At 48.9% G+C, this 16,543-nt stretch carries 14 protein-coding genes; 9 read left to right on the top strand and 5 right to left on the bottom strand.

Annotation, left to right across the window (positions count from 1 at the left end; genetic code table 11):
• Positions 1-73 precede the first annotated feature (73 nt).
• Positions 74-883, bottom strand: coding sequence for a hydroxyacylglutathione hydrolase (gene gloB, locus Q1V74_RS00240; RefSeq protein WP_300646520.1), 810 nt, complete (start codon positions 881-883; stop codon positions 74-76).
• A gap of 34 nt (positions 884-917) precedes the next feature.
• Between gloB and Q1V74_RS00235 the strand changes: the two genes are divergently transcribed.
• Genes Q1V74_RS00235 through dnaQ form a run of 5 tightly spaced genes read left to right on the top strand, consistent with a single transcriptional unit; the run spans position 918 to position 6,987 of the window.
• Positions 918-1,667: a class I SAM-dependent methyltransferase gene (locus Q1V74_RS00235; protein ID WP_260650162.1), complete on the top strand. Its 750-nt coding sequence runs from the start codon at positions 918-920 to the stop codon at positions 1,665-1,667.
• Positions 1,668-2,114 carry a ribonuclease HI gene (rnhA, locus tag Q1V74_RS00230; protein WP_300646519.1) on the top strand — a complete coding sequence of 149 codons (447 nt, stop codon included), beginning with the start codon at positions 1,668-1,670 and terminating at the stop codon, positions 2,112-2,114.
• Between the two features lie 2 nt (positions 2,115-2,116).
• Positions 2,117-3,208, top strand: a complete 1,092-nt coding sequence (locus Q1V74_RS00225; RefSeq protein ID WP_300646518.1) for an efflux RND transporter periplasmic adaptor subunit — start codon at positions 2,117-2,119, stop codon at positions 3,206-3,208.
• An 11-nt stretch (positions 3,209-3,219) separates the two neighbouring features.
• On the top strand, positions 3,220-6,258 hold the full coding sequence (locus Q1V74_RS00220) for an efflux RND transporter permease subunit (RefSeq protein WP_300646517.1): 3,039 nt from the start codon (positions 3,220-3,222) through the stop codon (positions 6,256-6,258).
• 15 nt (positions 6,259-6,273) lie between these two features.
• A complete protein-coding gene (dnaQ, locus tag Q1V74_RS00215) occupies positions 6,274-6,987 on the top strand; it encodes a DNA polymerase III subunit epsilon (RefSeq protein ID WP_300646516.1) in 714 nt (237 codons plus the stop codon).
• Here dnaQ and kynA read toward each other — a convergent pair.
• From kynA to Q1V74_RS00195, 4 genes are all read right to left on the bottom strand, one after another.
• The gene (gene kynA / locus Q1V74_RS00210) at positions 6,984-7,832 is read right to left on the bottom strand and encodes a tryptophan 2,3-dioxygenase (protein WP_260650163.1); all 849 of its coding nucleotides are present in this window, start codon (positions 7,830-7,832) and stop codon (positions 6,984-6,986) included. The two genes, dnaQ and kynA, sit on opposite strands and share 4 nt — an antisense overlap.
• 9 nt (positions 7,833-7,841) lie before the next feature.
• A complete protein-coding gene (kynB, locus tag Q1V74_RS00205; protein WP_300646514.1) occupies positions 7,842-8,471 on the bottom strand; it encodes an arylformamidase in 630 nt (209 codons plus the stop codon).
• Between the two features lie 122 nt (positions 8,472-8,593).
• Positions 8,594-9,844 (bottom strand): kynureninase, encoded by a 1,251-nt coding sequence (gene kynU / locus Q1V74_RS00200; protein WP_300646512.1) that lies wholly within the window; start codon positions 9,842-9,844, stop codon positions 8,594-8,596.
• 86 nt (positions 9,845-9,930) lie between these two features.
• A complete protein-coding gene (locus Q1V74_RS00195; protein WP_300646511.1) occupies positions 9,931-11,517 on the bottom strand; it encodes a Na/Pi symporter in 1,587 nt (528 codons plus the stop codon).
• A gap of 232 nt (positions 11,518-11,749) precedes the next feature.
• Between Q1V74_RS00195 and Q1V74_RS00190 the strand changes: the two genes are divergently transcribed.
• From Q1V74_RS00190 to Q1V74_RS00175, 4 genes are all read left to right on the top strand, one after another.
• Entirely contained in the window at positions 11,750-13,753 is a 2,004-nt protein-coding gene (locus tag Q1V74_RS00190) for a TonB-dependent receptor (RefSeq protein ID WP_300646510.1), read from the top strand.
• A 10-nt stretch (positions 13,754-13,763) separates the two neighbouring features.
• Positions 13,764-14,825: an ABC transporter substrate-binding protein gene (locus Q1V74_RS00185; RefSeq protein WP_300646509.1), complete on the top strand. Its 1,062-nt coding sequence runs from the start codon at positions 13,764-13,766 to the stop codon at positions 14,823-14,825.
• A gap of 9 nt (positions 14,826-14,834) precedes the next feature.
• A complete protein-coding gene (locus tag Q1V74_RS00180; protein ID WP_300646508.1) occupies positions 14,835-15,833 on the top strand; it encodes an iron ABC transporter permease in 999 nt (332 codons plus the stop codon).
• Positions 15,826-16,543 (top strand): ABC transporter ATP-binding protein (locus Q1V74_RS00175; protein ID WP_300646507.1); only part of this gene is annotated, 718 nt, incomplete at its 3' end. The genes Q1V74_RS00180 and Q1V74_RS00175, both read left to right, overlap by 8 nt.

Here is a 16,543-nt window from a genome sequence, read left to right as displayed (position 1 = left end):
TTTTTGCTGTGTGGCGCAACCAGCTAAAACCACTATGAGGCCAATTAAAAAAAGTCGTAAGGATTTCATGGTCTTAGGCGTTGTTTTTCCATTCTCGTAGTTGGGCTAATACCTCGGAGGGACTGTGAGCCGGCTGTCCAGCATACGCGGCTGCGCTCAATTGTACCGCTGGAACTCCCGTACGTAAAAAGGGATTGATTTGTAACTCAAGGCCAATGGTAGAGGGTAGGGTGGGCTGTTGTGCTTGGCGTAGCTCTGAAGCCTGCTCGTAATAGGTCTGGAGCGCGGTGTTGTCAGGTTCGACCTCAAGTGCCCACATGAGATTGGACAAGGTATATTCGTGTGCACAGCAAACAAAGGTGTTTGTAGGTAGAGCGGCCAGCTTCTGTAAAGAAGCATACATTTGTGCAGGGGTACCTTCAAATAAGCGCCCACAGCCACCCGAAAACAAGGTGTCACCACAAAAGAGCACGGGTTGCTCGCTTGTTAAATGCGTGACATAGGCCACGTGCCCTAAGGTGTGCCCCGGTACAGCCAGAACATCTAACGTTATGCCAAGCGGCTGAAGAGTAATCTGATCCCCTTGATCCACCGCTACTTGCCGCTGGGGAATCGCTTCGTGCGCGGGCCCATACACCGTAGCATCTTGGGAATGGGATAGGAGCGCTTGGATGCCCCCAACATGGTCGTGGTGATGGTGAGTGATTAAAATGGCGTCAAGTTGAAGGGATTGCTGCTCAAGAAACTGGATAACAGGGTGCGCATCGCCAGGATCAATGACCACTGCATGTTTTTCATTGTGAATCAACCAAATATAGTTATCATTGAAGGCTGGGATCGGTTCTAACTGCAGGGCAGGCGTAGGAGCTAAGTGGTTTTTCATAATAGGAGGCACCTGAGTGACAGAGCACGAGAACATGGAGTTGGTGTTAAAACAATGGCTATATACGGAAATAGGGCAATTTGCTCGCCAGTGGGAGCAGGCTCAGATTGAGGAACTACTGCAGAATGTATTTGGTTATCATGCCATTCAAATAGGATTGCCTCAATGGCCTTTGATGCAACAAAATCGCATATCTCATAAATGGTATACCCATACGGATAACATCAGTGATACGGCTGGGCTTGCTGTAGTCTGTCAACCCGAGCAGTTGCCGTTTGCCACGGAAAGTATAGACCTATTAGTTTTACCTCATACACTAGAAACTTCAAGTGATCCGCATCAAGTATTGCGCGAGGTCGAGCGGGTATTGGTTCCCGAAGGGCAAGTGGTGATTACAGGCTTTAATCCATGGAGCTTATGGGGGGCCCGTGATCGTGTGCCTGGTCTAGAGTGTTTGTTACCGGTGCCGCCTAGTCATCAGCTCTCGCCATGGCGCGTAGAAGACTGGTTATCCTTACTGTCTTTTGATGTGACACAGGAGCGGCAAGGGTGTTATCGTCCGCTCTGTGAGCAGAGCAAGTGGATGCAACGCTGGCAGTTCTTAGAAAAGTGGGGTGCGCGGTGGTGGCCTTTATTTGGAGCCGTGTATGTACTTAAAGCAACAAAGCGCGTCAGTAGCGTGACTATGGTTGGCTTGGACTGGGCCAAGCAAAAAAAAGCCCGTGTACGCTCTGCTGCAGTGGCTCAGCGTCATGCCACGCGCACTTATTCAGATGATACATAAATGAAAGAAGTATTGATATGGACGGATGGGGCATGCAAAGGCAACCCCGGTGCAGGTGGTTGGGGGGCGCTATTAAAATATGGGCGCCACACCAAAGAAATTTATGGTGGTGAGCCAGAAACCACGAATAATCGTATGGAAATTATGGCTGTGATTCAGGCACTACAGCTGTTAAAAGAGCCGTGTCTTGTTCACATTTATACGGACTCGCAATACGTGCAAAAAGCCATGACAGAATGGTTGCCGGGCTGGAAGGCCAAGGGTTGGCGTAATGCGTCTAAAAAACCCGTAAAAAACGCCGATTTATGGCAACAGCTGGATGCACTTTGTCAACAACACCAATTACAATGGCATTGGGTTCGTGGGCATGCCGGTGATCATGGCAATGAGCGTGCCGATGCTTTAGCCAATTTGGGCGTAGAGCAATTACAGCAACAGGTGCAATAAGCATGAAAAAATGGGTGTGGTGGCTGATTTTCGCATTGGTACTTGGGTTAGCAATGGTATTTTGGGGTGCAAAAGAACTGGTGTCAGTCATTAATCCAGAACCAGAGCCTCCCTTAACCTCTTCTGTTGCCGCTGCGCCTGCCGCCGTACAGGTGGATGTGGTGCGTGTTCGTCAGCAAACCTTAGCGCAGGAGGTGGCTGCTGTTGGTTCTTTGTTAGCACAAAATGCGGTGACGCTACGTGCAGAAAGCAGTGGGCGTATTGCCGCTATTTTGTTCGAGGAAGGCACACGTGCTCAAGCCGGGCAGGTTTTGGTGCAGCTGGATACAGATGTGCTACAAGCCGAGTTACAGCAAGCACAGGCCGCGTTGCAGCTAGCTGCAAGTCGAGCACATCGAGCACAACAATTGCATCAGCAGGGTTTTATTAGCTCTCAAGCTCAGGATGAGTCTAAAAGCGAGCGCGCTGTAGCTGCCGCTCAGGTCAAAATTATTCAAACCCGCATTGAAAAAAGCCAAATCAAAGCCCCTTTTTCCGGCATGCTTGGCTTGCGTTATGTGTCGGTAGGGGATTATGTAGCAAATGGCACCGAGATTGTAGATATAGCCTCCATTGACCAGTTGCAGGTGGATTTTAGGATTCCTGAACAGTACTTAGGGCAGATTCAGGTGGGCACGCCGATACGCTTGCGTTTGGATGCATTGGCTCAGAGTGAATTTATCGGGCAAGTGAATGCCATTAGTCCTATGATTGATGAACAGGGGCGTTCTGTTGTGCTGCGTGCTCATGTGCCGAACCCCGATGGGCGCTTACGGCCTGGGCAGTTTGCCCGTATTGTGGTGGAGCTGGATGAAATGGAAGCGCTTGTTGTGCCAGAGACCGCTATTGTGCCTTCGGGGCAGGCGCACTATGTGTATCGCGTTACAGATCAAGACCAAGCGCAGCGAGTCGAGGTTCAGATTGGTATTCGTCGAGATGGTTGGGTGCAGGTCAGTGGCTTGCAGCCCGATGATGTGGTGTTAGTCACGGGCTTGCAAAAGGTACAAGATGGCACGCCATTGCGTTATCAGCGCGCTGAGCTAGCGCAACCCTAAGGAACCCTCCGATGAAAATTGCGGACTTTTGTATACAGCGCCCTATTTTTGCGACAGTTTTATCGTTGATGATTGTGCTGGTCGGTTTGATCTCCTACGAGCGCTTAAGTGTACGTGAGTACCCTGCGATTGATGAGCCCGTGGTATCGGTGATCACCAACTATAAAGGGGCATCACCAGAGGTGATTGAGTCTCAGGTCACCAAGCCCCTAGAGGACCAGCTTTCAGGGATCGAGGGCGTGGATGTCATGACCTCGCGTAGTCGTTCTGAACGTAGTTTAATCAATATTAAATTTAACTTAAGTCGTAGCCCAGATGCTGCGGCAGCAGATGTACGGGATAAGGTCTCGCGCGCACGGCGCTTTTTGCCTGACGAGGTCGATGAGCCCATTATCAATAAGGTTGAAGCAGACTCCACCCCAATTATTTATATTGGGGTAGAAATGGGGGATTACAGCGCGATTCAGGCCTCGGATTACATCAATCGCTATATTAAAACGCGGCTGTCCGTATTGCCGGGCGCCGCCGAGGTGCGAGTATTTGGGGAGCGTCTGCCTGCCATGCGCATCAATGTGGATCGAGCGCGTATGGCGGGGCTTCAGCTCACTGTGCAAGACATAGAAAACGCGTTGCGCCAACAGAACGTATTGATTCCCGCTGGGCGCATTGAGTCGCATTTACGCGAGTTCTCTGTGGTGTCCTCCACCGATTTGCAGACCGTAGAGGAGTTTAAAAACATCATCGTAGCCCATCGCAATGGCTATCCAGTGCGCTTAGGGGAAATGGCACAAGTACAGATTGATGCGGCCGAAGAGCGAGTCTTGGCGCGTTTTAATGGGCAAGATAGCTTAACGATTGGGGTAACGAAACAATCTACCGCAAACCCTCTTAGCTTATCGCAGGCAGTGCGAGCCGAAGTCGAGCAAATTAATATGAATTTGCCAGGCAATATGCGACTGCATGTGGCTTATGACAGTTCGGTATTTATTCAAAAGTCCATAGATTCGGTGTACACCACCATCATTGAAGCCACTTTATTAGTGATGCTGGTGATCTTATTTTTCTTACGTAACCTGCGTGCCAGTCTCATTCCTATTGTAACGATACCCGTTTCGCTCATTGGTGCTCTGGGTATTATGTATGCCTTTGGTTTTTCGATTAATACCTTGACCTTATTGGCTATGGTATTAGCCATCGGTCTTGTGGTTGATGATGCCATTGTGGTTTTAGAAAACGTATACCGCCATATTGAAAATGGTATGGATCGGGTACAAGCCTCTTTTTTAGGGATCAAAGAAATTGGTGGTGCGGTTATTGCTATGACCTTAACGTTGGTGACGGTCTTTGCACCATTGGCTTTTGCCACAGGCAGAACGGGGCGCTTGTTTATTGAGTTTGCCTTGACGTTGGCGGGGGCGGTGTTGGTATCTGGTTTTGTTGCGCTGACTCTCACTCCGATGATGTGTGCAGTATTGTTACGGCCGCAGCAGCGACCCGGTAAATGGTACTTGCGTATCGAGCATGGTTTGAATGCATTAACACGTTTTTATAGAAAAACCTTGCTGCGGGCATTGCGATATCGCGCTGTGGTGCTTTGGCTGGGGGTGGGGGTGGCGCTGGGCAGTGGGGTGTTATTTAGTCTGATCAAAAGCGAGCTTGCTCCTATCGAAGATCGCGGCGTTATATTTGGCATGGTCAATGCACCCGAAGGCGCCACATTGGCTTATACCCTAGAGAGCGTGAAGCAAGTGGAGCAGTTTTATGCGCAGCTACCAGAAACCTCGGGGTATCAAGCGGTGATTGGTTTTCCGACGGTCACGGACTCGTTTGCGATCTTACGCTTAAAACCTTGGGAAGAACGGCACCGTAGCCAGCAAGAAATTGCGCGAGCACTACAGCCAAAGTTCTCTGCTTTGCCAGGGGTGCGTGCTTTTCCCACGAATCCGCCTTCTTTTGGCCAGCGCGCCACGTCAAAACCGGTTGAATTTGTGATCATGAGTCAGGTGCCTTATCCTGAGTTGGCTCAAATCGTAGCGCGTTTTATTGCCGCCCTAGAGGACTATCCTGGCTTACAAAATATTGACACGGATTTACGTTTAAATACGCCAGAATTACGGGTAGAGCTGGACCGGGACAAGCTGGCCGATGCGGGCGTAGACGTGGCAACAGTAGGGCGTACGCTCGAGTCGCTGTTAGGCGGGCGCCAAGTTACGCGGTTTGAGGACGATGGTGAGCAGTATGATGTGATTGTGCAGGTGGATAAATCGCATCGAGCCAATCCGGCGGATATTTTAGATATTTATGTGCGTAATCAAGCGGGGGAAATGCTTCCGCTTGGCGGTTTTTTAACGATCCATGAAAGCGTCTCGCCTCAGTCATTAAACCACTTTAATCGATTACGTGCCGTGATTGTGCAAGCCTCAGTGGCGCCGGGTTATGCCTTAGGAGAAGTTTTAACCCATATGCAAAATGTGGCGGCAACCACATTGCCTGAGACTGCACAAACTGATTTAGATGGACAGTCGCGTGAATTTAGGGATGCCTCGGGAAGCATGTACTTTGTGTTTGCTATGGCCTTGGTATTTATTTATTTGGTGCTTGCGGCCCAATTTGAAAGCTGGCGTAATCCTTTTATTATTATGCTCTCCGTTCCTCTATCGATGACCGGTGCGTTATTTGCATTATGGTTAAGCGGTGGTACTTTGTCTATTTATAGTCAAATTGGTTTGATTACCTTGGTGGGGCTAATTACTAAACATGGGATTTTGATTGTGGAGTTTGCTACCCAGCTACGGGCTGAGGGCGTGGGGCTTTATCAAGCCGTAGTGCGGGCTTGTGAAATGCGCTTGCGCCCGATTTTAATGACAACAGGAGCAATGGTGCTGGGCGTGCTGCCATTAGCCTATGCTACCGGTGCAGGCGCAGAAAGCCGACAGCAAATTGGCTGGGTTTTGGTGGGGGGGCTAACCTTTGGCACCGTGTTAACCTTGTTTGTGGTGCCGGCTGCCTATACGTTGATTGCGGCTAAAGCACCCAAGCGACGTGCTTAAACAGAGAAGTTAAAAATGCGACAAATTGTTTTAGATACAGAAACTACAGGTTTGGATCCTGATGATGGGCATCGATTAGTGGAAATTGCCGGGGTAGAGATAGCAAATCGTCAGCTAACAGGTAATCATCTACATTTATATGTGAACCCAGGACGCGACTCAGACCCCGAGGCGCTCGCAGTGCATGGTTTAACAACAGAGTTTCTAGCGCAGTACCCACCTGTTGAGCAGGTTATTGATGAGATTATTGCTTTTGTTAAAGGTGCAGAAGTGATTATTCATAACGCGCCTTTTGATACCAAGTTTTTGGATGCAGAGTTTACGCGCTTTGGCTATGCCCCTTTTAGTAGTTTTTGCGGAAAAATCACAGACTCATTAGTCTATGCGCGCGAGCTTCACCCAGGAAAGCGTAATAACCTAGATGCGCTTTGTGATCGCTACGGGATTTCTAATGAGCATCGAGTCTTACACGGGGCGTTACTGGACTCGGAGCTATTAGCCGACGTTTGGTTAGCGATGACACGTGGTCAAGAAAGCCTATTGATGAGCTTTGATCGCCACGATGATAACCAAAAAGACCAAAGCGGCTTAGCACGATTTGATGCCAGCCGTTTGCCTATTTTATATGCAACAGAACAAGACCAAGCTGCCCACCGAGCCTATCTGGATAAACTGGCCGAAAGCAATAAAGCTCCAGCCTTATGGGATAGCCTAGAGGGTAAAGCCTAAAGCTCAGTACGTAGGCGCCAAAGCTCAGGAAAAAGCACCACATCAAGCATTTTGCGTAAATAGTCTACGCCCGAGGTGCCGCCTGTACCACGCTTAAAGCCGATGACCCGCTCTACGGTAGTAAGATGCCTAAAGCGCCATTGGCGAAAAGCATCTTCAATATCTGTAAGCTTTTCTCCAAGCTGATAGACATCCCAGTATTGCTCTGGATTTTGATAGGCGATCAGCCAAGCGGCTTGAACATCGGCATTGGCCTGATAGGGTTGCGTCCAGTCGCGATCGAGATAAGCGGCAGGAACAGGTAGCCCTTGGCGTGCCATAAAGCGTAGCGCTTCGTCATACAGTGATGGGGCTTCATAAACATGTTGTACCGCTTGTAGAATATCGGCTCGGTGTGCATGTGGCTTAAGCATGGCGGCGTTTTTATTGCCTAGTAAAAACTCAATTTGACGATATTGATAGCTTTGAAAACCACTAGAGCGCGCCAGATAGGGACGTAAAGCACTGTATTCGGGTGGGGTCATGGTTGATAGCACAGTCCATGCGTGGACTAGCTGCTCCATAATTCGGCTTACACGCGCCAGCATTTTAAATACAGTATGTAATTGATCTTGTTGTAAATGGATTAAAGCGGCTCGCATTTCGTGCAGCATCAGCTTCATCCAGAGCTCACTGGTTTGATGCTGAATAATAAACAGCATTTCATTGTGGTCAGGGGATAAAGGGTGCTGCGCATTGAGAATGGCATCTAAATCTAGGTAGCTGCCATAGGTCATATCGTTAGAAAAATCTAATTGAGCGCCTTCGGCTTTTACAATCTCTTCTGGGTTTTGAGCATTGGTCATCATGTTTATTTATAAAGCACGTAATACGGCGCGAAAGGGGCTGGCGTCCGCTTCCATGAGTTTAAGTGGCAAAGCAATGAGTTCATAGTCCCCTGCATCGACAGCGCACAAATCAAGATTTTCTAGTACACGCATATCATAAGACAAAATACGCTTGTGGCTATCTAAACTTTTGCTGCTGGCTGGGTCGATGCTCGGAGTATCAATACCAATAAGACGAATGCCATGGGCATGGAGCAAGTCAATGGTTTCGGGCGCAAAGGCGGCAAACGAATCTTCCCAGACGTGGGGCACTTGGTCTTTATAGGTACGCACTAAAATCCGTGGGGGCGCATATAAAAGCGCATGTTCAATATGATGAGGTTGAATTAAGCCCGTACAACCAATGACATGCAACACACGACATGGCCCTAAAAAAGGGTGTAGATCCATCATGCCGGCACTGGCTGCTCCGGCTTTGTAATGCAGGGGGGCATCGGCATGCGCCCCCACATGCGGAGATAAGCGCAGCGTACTGACATTGACTGGACAGGTATCACTGAGCTGCCAAGTCCATGTTTGCTGATAGGGGGCATCACCGGGGAAAACGGGGCTTTGGCTATGGATAGGTGGTGAAATATCCCAGATTTTTCTATTCATGTTGCTGATCTCGCTGTAATCGAGGGTAATAAACCCCAATACAAAAGTCTGAGTACCATCAAAAAAGGGAGCCCGTTCGTAAGATCCATTTAAATGGGGGGCAGTGTATGTGCAGATTGTGATCAAGTCACGGCATTTTTTTCTAGGTTGGCATCGTATTTTTTGTGATCCAAGATATCGGCGAGGATGTGTACGGCTTTCCACACGTCCTGATAAGACGTGTATAAAGGGGTAAATCCAAAGCGCATAATATGGGGCTCACGGTAGTCGCCAATGACACCACGGGCAATCAGTGCTTGCATAACGGCATAGCCATGTGGATGGGCGATACTGATCTGACTGCCGCGGCGCTCGTGTTCTAAGGGGGTTTCTAATTGCAAAGGATGCGACCCGCAATATTGCTCAAGGAGCTGAATAAACAAATCACTAAGCGCCAGTGATTTAGCGCGAATTTTTTCCATGGTGGTTTGTTTGAAAACATCGAGACCGCAGGCGACTAAAGATAAGGAAATCATAGGCTGAGTACCGCAAAGCGCACCGCGTATATCGCCGGCAGCAGCAAAACTAGGTTGCATGGCAAAAGGAGAACGATGCGCCCACCAGCCGGTGAGCGGCTGTAAAAATTGCGCTTGATGCTTTTTGGGAACCCAGATAAACGCGGGAGCACCTGGGCCAGCATTCAGGTATTTGTACGTACAGCCTACCGCAAAATCCGCATGAGCGGCGTGAAGATCCACAGGAACCGCGCCAGCGGAATGACATAAATCCCAGATGATGAGGGCTTGATGTTGATGGGCGTGCGCGGTTAGCGCGGGCATATCAAGCATGTAGCCCGTGCGATAATTCACATGTGTTAGTAAGACGACGGCGACATCGGCATCAATGGCTTGGTAGAGTGCTTCCGGGCTATCGACGAGACGAATCTCATACGACTGACCTAGAAAATGGTTGATGCCCTCAAGGATATAAATATCGGTAGGAAAATTACTGCGCTCCGTGACAATCACCCGTTTGGCAGCAGTGGCAGGGTTTTGTTTTTGGATATGGAGGGCCGCCGCTACGGCTTTAAACAGGTTGACCGAGGTGGAGTCCGTAATGGCGACTTCGTCTTGAGCGGCACCGATCAGTGGAGCGAGCTCATTGCCTAGTGTAAGTGGGCGCTGAAACCATCCCGCTTTATTCCAGCTTTGGATTAGGTCTGTGCCCCACTCGTGCTCGATAATCTGTTGTGCGCGTTTTAATGCGGCTTTGGGTTGGGCACCTAGCGAGTTCCCGTCTAAATAAATGGTATTTTCCGGTAGGGCAAACTGCTCACGCAAAGGGGCGAGCTCGTCGCGGCGATCTAAATCAATACAGTGCGATAAAGTAATCATAATAGCCTTAGATAAAACGGAGGTTTTGTTGTGTATTATCTAAGGCTTTTTATAAATAGGCTATTGCGGTTTATGAGTAGTGATCCTTATTGATCGGGCTGAGCTTGGCGTGATTGGTCAAGGTAGTACCCAAGACGCCAAATATGGTGTCCGTTGCGTTCAAGCCAGCGATAACTATCGGTTTCAATTAAAATGTCGCGGTTTGAGGTTGTCTGTCCTGGCTGCTGTAATAGTGCTTTTCTGGTTTCTACAGAAAGCTCTTTTAAAGCTTTGGCTTCTATTTTAAGTTTTTTGACCCATTGGTCAGGGGTATTGTGTGTTAAGCCTGACTCAATTAGGCGTAATTGCTCTAAGCTGTGTTCGATAGCTTGTGCAAAAGCACGCTGATTCATTTCATGGCCATCTTCAATAAAATAGAGTTGACGGGATGCCAGACGTAATAGGTGGTCAATAGCGTGCAGCTGTGCCACCTGCATGGCATTTAAGCGTTGGTCGTCGCTATCAACGTGGATGCGCGTCACAAAATCAAAGACAGACTCTAAGGCTTGCATATGCTGTTGCAATGCCAAGCTTTTTGGGTGGGGCTGATTGGTGATGAGTAGGCGATGATACGTTAGCAGACGATGCGCTAAATCCTCAATGGTGCGTTGGGCGGCTTCTAGTGCAATATCCGGTACGCTTAGCAGGGTGCTATCCAAATGGGGGGTAAGATCATTGGCTTTTTCCGGCAAAAGTCGTTCAACAAGACGAGCAAATGCCTCGGTAAAGGGGAGAAATAAAGCAGAGCCAATTAAAATAAATAGGGTATGGAAGGCCGCTAAGCTAATCGCGCCCGGCTGGGTGCCTAGCCAGCGGGCAATTTGGGTTAATAGATATAAATAGCCCGGCAGCAATACCAGAGCAATAAGCCCCACCACCACATTAAAAAGAATATGCGCTAAGGCGGTTCGTTTAGCCGCCGTACTTGCGCCAATACTGACTAAGGCGCTGGTAACGGTAGTGCCAATGGCTGCGCCCACGATAACGGCTCCAGCCTGATCTAAGCTGATGGCTCCGGTATGGACCGCGGTAAGGGTGGTGGCAATCGCTGCTGTGGAGGATTGTAATAAGGTGGTTAGGGCAAAACCAATCAGCATAATAATAAGATGCGCACCTAGCCCCCCGACGGGGAGAGTCGCTAGATCAAAATGCCCAGTGAGTCCAGTCATCGCATCTTGCAGAGTGCGTAAGCCGAGAAATAAAATCCCAAAGCCAGCAATCGCCATACCAAAATCGGCTGCGCGCCCGCGAGCAAGCAGTTTAAGGAGAGCACCAATACCAATGAGCGGCATGGTATAGAAGCTAAGATTAATTTTTAACGCGACTCCTGACACGAGCCAACCTGCTGCGGTATTTCCAAGGCTGGCCCCCATCACTACGCCAATAGCATGACTAAAAGAAATCAGCCCAGCACTCACAAAGCCAATTAGTGTGACGGTAGTCGCCGTTGAGGACTGCATCATGGCTGTAAGAACGGCACCAGAACAAAATGCTTTGAGTGGTGTTCCCGTAAATCGCATCAATGCTTTACGTAAGGTCTGACCTGCAAATGCAACCAAGCCTTTAGAAAGCAGCATCATTCCGACTAAAAACAACCCCACTCCCCCGATAAAAGGGAAGATGACATCCACCATAAATAAAATTCCGTAAAGCAAATAAAGATAAGAGGATAACGCTAACTGTTGTATTGCTGTTGTTATTTTATTTCATTGCGTTATATATGTAATAATATAGCGGTGTGCGCCAGTAGCGAGTTATACCGTCTCGCTATAGGTGCCCCTGTTGATCAGGGGTTTGGGCCGCAGTGTGCTTGCTGCATGCTGCGGCTTCATTTTATATATATACCTACATATAGATAGTAAATTTATGGCAAAAAAACGATCTTCCTGTTTGGTTCCCGTGTCTGCTGTACCGGGGGTTTTTGTAGTGAATACCGTAACAGCGGCTTTATTGATGGCCGGTGTAGCCCATGCTAGTTCCGTGTTTGAGTTAGGAGGGGTTGTGGTACGCGGGGATATTAGCACCACAGAGCTAATCGGTGAGACCGCCATTAGCCAAGAGCAAATGCGTGAGTTCAATTTGTATGATGTGGGAGCTGCGCTGAACACACAGCCTGGTGTGAGCATCAGCAAGGGAGGGGCGCGCAATGAGACGACGCTATCCGTGCGAGGTTTTGATTCGCGTCAGGTGCCTATCTTTTTAGATGGTATTCCTCAGTATGTGCCTTATGATGGTAATGTGGATTTAGATCGTTTTACGACGTTTGATTTATCAGAAATTCGAGTAGCCAAAGGTGCCGCTTCCTTACTTTATGGTCCTAATACATTGGGGGGAGCGGTAAACTTAGTCACACGTAAGCCTACGGAAGTGTTCGAGGGGGATGTACGATTTGGTTATGCTACCGGTAATGAGCGTCTAGCGGCGATTAACTTTGGCTCAAATCAAGGGTTGTGGTATTTCCAAGGGGGGTTATCTTGGTTAGAGGCCGATAAATTTCCCTTAGGCCGCGGTTTTACGGATGGTAAAAAAACACCAACGGATACAGGCAGTTATCGTGAAAATGCGTTTCGTCGTGATAAACGTGCGTCGTTCAAAGTGGGTTTAACCCCCAATGCGACGGATGAGTATGCATTAGGGTATAGCCTCCAAAAAGGGCAAAAAGATCAACCCATCTATGCGGGGCAGCATGGCGACAAGCCGCGTTATTGGCGCTGGCCGTACTGGGATAAAGAAAGCGTGTATTTTATTAGTAATACCGCGCTTGGCGCTGATCACGATCTGAAGTTCCGTGTGTATCATGACGAATACAAAAACGGTCTTGATATGTACACCGATAGTAGCTACAGCAAACACGATCCTACCAGTGCGTATAAAGACAATACGTATGGGGGGGCGGTGGAGCTAGTGAGTCGTGCTATCCGCAATCATGAGCTGCATTTAGCGGTGCACTATAAGCACGATAAACATAAGGACGGGGATATTAGCTATAAAGATCGTACTTTCTCTGTTGCGGCAGAGGATCTGATCACGCTAACTGATACATGGCGCATGCGTGTGGGCTTAAGTCATGAACGCCGTAAAAGCCTTGATGCGGGAGTTTGGGAAAAAGGCAGCGGCAATGCCACCAATGGTTTGATTGAGGTCATGCATGATATCACCGATAGCACGGAGCTATACGCGAGTGCAGCCTATAAAACCCGTTTCCCCACCATTAAAGATCGTTATTCTGCGCGGATGGGTCGAGCATTACCAAGTCCTGATCTGAAAAGTGAAAATGCCCGTCACTTTGAAATTGGCGCGCGCAGCGAACCGTGGGCTGGAGCAAAAGTGGATGCTACTCTGTTCTATAGTCAGGTGCGCGATATGATTGATACGGTCACCTTCGAATCTAACCTATGTCCTACCCATAAAGTAACGGGCTTCTGTGATCAGGCGCAAAACGTAGGTAAGGTGCGCCGTCATGGTGTGGAGCTGGGCCTAGAACAGCGATTTAGCCCTACTTTAGCAGCAGGGGTTAACTACACTTATTTACATAATAAGAATCAAAGTGATCCTGAGCGTCGTATCCGTGACATTCCTAAGCATAAGGCTTTTGCCTATGTGAACTGGAGTCCGGCAGAGCAGTGGAATGTGATTGCTTCGATGGATGCCGAAAGTGGGCGTTACTACTCATACACGAAAAACAAGCAAGACCATTACACACAAACGGCTGGTTTTGTTACATTTGGTCTAAAGGGTGTATGGACACCACGTCATGACTTGTCTTTTGAAGCGGGTGTGCGTAATCTAGGTGACAAAAATTATGAGTACAAAGAAGGCTATCCTATGCCAGGCCGTGTTTGGTTTGGTGGGGTAACTTATCGTTTTTAAAGGGTTAATCATGAATCGCCGTGCTTTATTAAAAGCATTAGGCAGCACGATGTTATTAACAGGGGGCGTGTTGCCCCCTGTGGTATTTTCACAAACTGTGCCTAATGTCACTTCACCTCTTTTCCACGTATTTGGCACCCTGCCAGAGCCAGTGGAAATCAAACGTGTTTTTGCGGCAGGAGCCCCTGCTGGAGTGATGTTAAATAGCTTAACGCCGAAGCAATTATTGGGCTGGCCTTTTGCGTTACCAGAAAATGCTTTGCCTTGGCTCAGTGAGCATAGTCGACAACTACCGGTGGTCGGGCGTCTTGCGGGTCGAGGCAGCACGATTTCGACAGAGCAACTTTTGGCGTTAAAGCCAGATGTTATTGTCGATGTGGGCGATGTGAATGCGCATTATCTTTCCTTGGCGCAGCAGTTTTCCGAGCAAACCGGTATTCCTTATATTTTGGTCGAGGGTCGAATCGAGGACACACCAGAGCAGTTGCGGGTGTTAGGTACGGTACTTGGCCATCAGCGCCATGGGCAACAGCTCGCAAACGCCGCGCAAGAGATTTTAGATGATATCGCAGCGAAAAAATCGGCGTATAAAGGCGATATGCCGTCAATGTATTTGGCGCGCTCTGCAGATGGTTTAGAAACAGGGGCAGGGCAGTCGATTCATAGCGAAGTTATACGTTTGGTGGGCGCAGAAAATGTAGCGGGCACAATGGAAGGAGAGCAGTTAGTTCGGGTGTCCATGGAGCAGGTTTTAGTGTGGAATCCCGATGTGATCCTGACACAAGATGTCGCGTTTTATCGCGATGTTTATCAAAATCCCTTGTGGCAGGATATTCCAGCGGTAAAAAATAAAAAAGTGGTGTTTGTGCCGACGGTTCCTTTTGGTTGGTTGGATGTTCCCCCAAGCATTAACCGTTTATTTGGAGCGCTTTGGTTATCGGGGTGGCTCTATGGTGTAGAGCAAAAGCGAATGGTTGAACAGTTACGTCATCTCTTTATTTTGTATTTTGCCTTTGATCCTGGGATAGAGGCATTGCAGGCGCTAATCACCAGCCCGGTAGACTTTGCGTAGGGGAAGCGGTTGTTTGAAGCACGATGGCTTTGGCTCAATAGTGTTTTAGGCTTGGTGTTTGTGTTGGCCTTGTTAGCGAGCCTAACCTTAGGCAAATACCCGCTCCAACTCCATCAGGTACTACAAAGCCTTTATACCTTAGGACAAACCAATACCCCCGCTGATCTCGTCGTGTGGAATTTACGTATGCCACGTTTGGTCGCGGGGATCGTAGTGGGGGCGGCCTTAGCCGGAGCTGGAGCCACGTATCAAGCCATGTTCCGCAACCCATTGGTCTCGCCGGATATTCTGGGGGTATCTGCTGGGGCTGGTTTGGGGGCTGTGTGTGCTATTTATCTGGCCTTACCCTTAGCAGGGGTTCAGCTTTTTGCTTTTGCCGGGGGCATGGTGGCAGTGGGGTTGGTGTCGGCTATTGCCCTAGGTAGTCGTCGCTACGATCCCGTATTGGTGCTTGTGCTAGCCGGTGTGGCCGTTGGCACACTACTTGGCGCGGGGATTTCACTGATTAAAATTTTAGCGGATCCCTATACCCAGCTGCCCACGATTACATTTTGGTTATTAGGCGGGCTAAATGCGGTAAGCTGGCGTGAGCTTGGCTGGGCGCTGCCATTTATGACGGTGGGTCTGTTGCCTTTATTTTTATTGCGCTGGCGTATTAATTTGCTTAGCTTAAGTGATACCGAAGCACAGTCGTTAGGGGTTAATACAGGGCGTTTGCGGTTCTGCTTAATCGTTTGTGCAACCTTGATGACGGCGGCCTCAGTCTCATTTACTGGCATGATCGGTTGGGTTGGTTTGGTTATACCTCATATGGCACGGCTTTTGGTTGGCCCGGAGTTTTCGCGCTTGCTTCCGACTTCTTTGCTGATGGGGGCCAGCTTTTTGGTGATTACTGATAATGTGGCGCGCAATGGAGCACAAATGGAGCTGCCTTTAGGCGTGTTGACGGCATTAATTGGGGCGCCCTTTTTTTTATATTTGCTTTTAAAAGGGCCGCGTCGTGGCTAGTACGGTCATTATGCAAGCTCAGCAGTTGGCTATTGGCTATGGTACAAAAACCATCGGCTCATCCATTGATTTTAGCTTGCGAGCCGGTCAAACGCTGTGTGTGCTCGGCCCAAATGGGAGTGGAAAATCCACCCTATTTAAAACCTTATTGGGATTACAACCTGCTTTGGCCGGACAGATTCATATACTCGGTCGCCCTTTAGCGCACTGGTCTAAGCGAGAGTTGGCGCAACACATTGCCTATGTTCCCCAACAAACACAAAGCATTTTTGCCTTTGCTGTATTGGATATCGTAATGATGGGGCGCAGTGCTTATATTGGCCTGTTTGCGAGTCCTTCAGCCAAGGATCGTGATTTGGCTTTGCAGTGTTTAGCGCGTCTTGGTATTGAGCACTTAGCATCGCGCTTGTTCTTGCAGCTAAGCGGGGGCGAGCAGCAGTTAGTGCTGCTGGCGCGGGCATTGGTGCAAGAGCCTCAAGCACTGATTTTGGATGAGCCTACGGCCAGCTTAGACTTTGGTAATCAAATCCGAGTCTTAGAACAAATACAAGTCTTACGCGAGCAAGGGTTAGCGATATTTTTATGTACGCATCAGCCTGAGCATGCTTATCGGGTTGCGGATCAGGTCTTGTTATTGAAAAAAGGCCAGGTGATGGCAGCCGGAGATACTGCCAACACCCTGACCTTAACCACACTTGCTCAACTGTATG

It is taken from the genome of Paenalcaligenes sp. (assembly GCF_030152715.1).
Classification (GTDB): domain Bacteria; phylum Pseudomonadota; class Gammaproteobacteria; order Burkholderiales; family Burkholderiaceae_B; genus Paenalcaligenes; species Paenalcaligenes hermetiae.
Note: the sequence above shows the minus strand (reverse complement) of the source record. Positions and strands in the feature narration are given on the sequence as shown.

Bases quoted from the DNA above. Each gene is read 5' to 3' on its own strand.
- gloB (WP_300646520.1), bottom strand. From the start codon at position 883: ATGAAAAACCACTTAGCTCCTACGCCTGCCCTGCAGTTAGAACCGATC.
- Q1V74_RS00235 (WP_260650162.1), top strand. From the start codon at position 918: ATGGAGTTGGTGTTAAAACAATGGCTATATACGGAAATAGGGCAATTT.
- Q1V74_RS00190 (WP_300646510.1), top strand. From the start codon at position 11,750: ATGGCAAAAAAACGATCTTCCTGTTTGGTTCCCGTGTCTGCTGTACCG.
- kynB (WP_300646514.1), bottom strand. From the start codon at position 8,471: ATGAATAGAAAAATCTGGGATATTTCACCACCTATCCATAGCCAAAGC.
- Q1V74_RS00220 (WP_300646517.1), top strand. From the start codon at position 3,220: ATGAAAATTGCGGACTTTTGTATACAGCGCCCTATTTTTGCGACAGTT.
- kynU (WP_300646512.1), bottom strand. From the start codon at position 9,844: ATGATTACTTTATCGCACTGTATTGATTTAGATCGCCGCGACGAGCTC.
- Q1V74_RS00225 (WP_300646518.1), top strand. From the start codon at position 2,117: ATGAAAAAATGGGTGTGGTGGCTGATTTTCGCATTGGTACTTGGGTTA.
- rnhA (WP_300646519.1), top strand. From the start codon at position 1,668: ATGAAAGAAGTATTGATATGGACGGATGGGGCATGCAAAGGCAACCCC.
- Q1V74_RS00195 (WP_300646511.1), bottom strand. From the start codon at position 11,517: ATGGTGGATGTCATCTTCCCTTTTATCGGGGGAGTGGGGTTGTTTTTA.
- Q1V74_RS00185 (WP_300646509.1), top strand. From the start codon at position 13,764: ATGAATCGCCGTGCTTTATTAAAAGCATTAGGCAGCACGATGTTATTA.
- kynA (WP_260650163.1), bottom strand. From the start codon at position 7,832: ATGACCAATGCTCAAAACCCAGAAGAGATTGTAAAAGCCGAAGGCGCT.
- dnaQ (WP_300646516.1), top strand. From the start codon at position 6,274: ATGCGACAAATTGTTTTAGATACAGAAACTACAGGTTTGGATCCTGAT.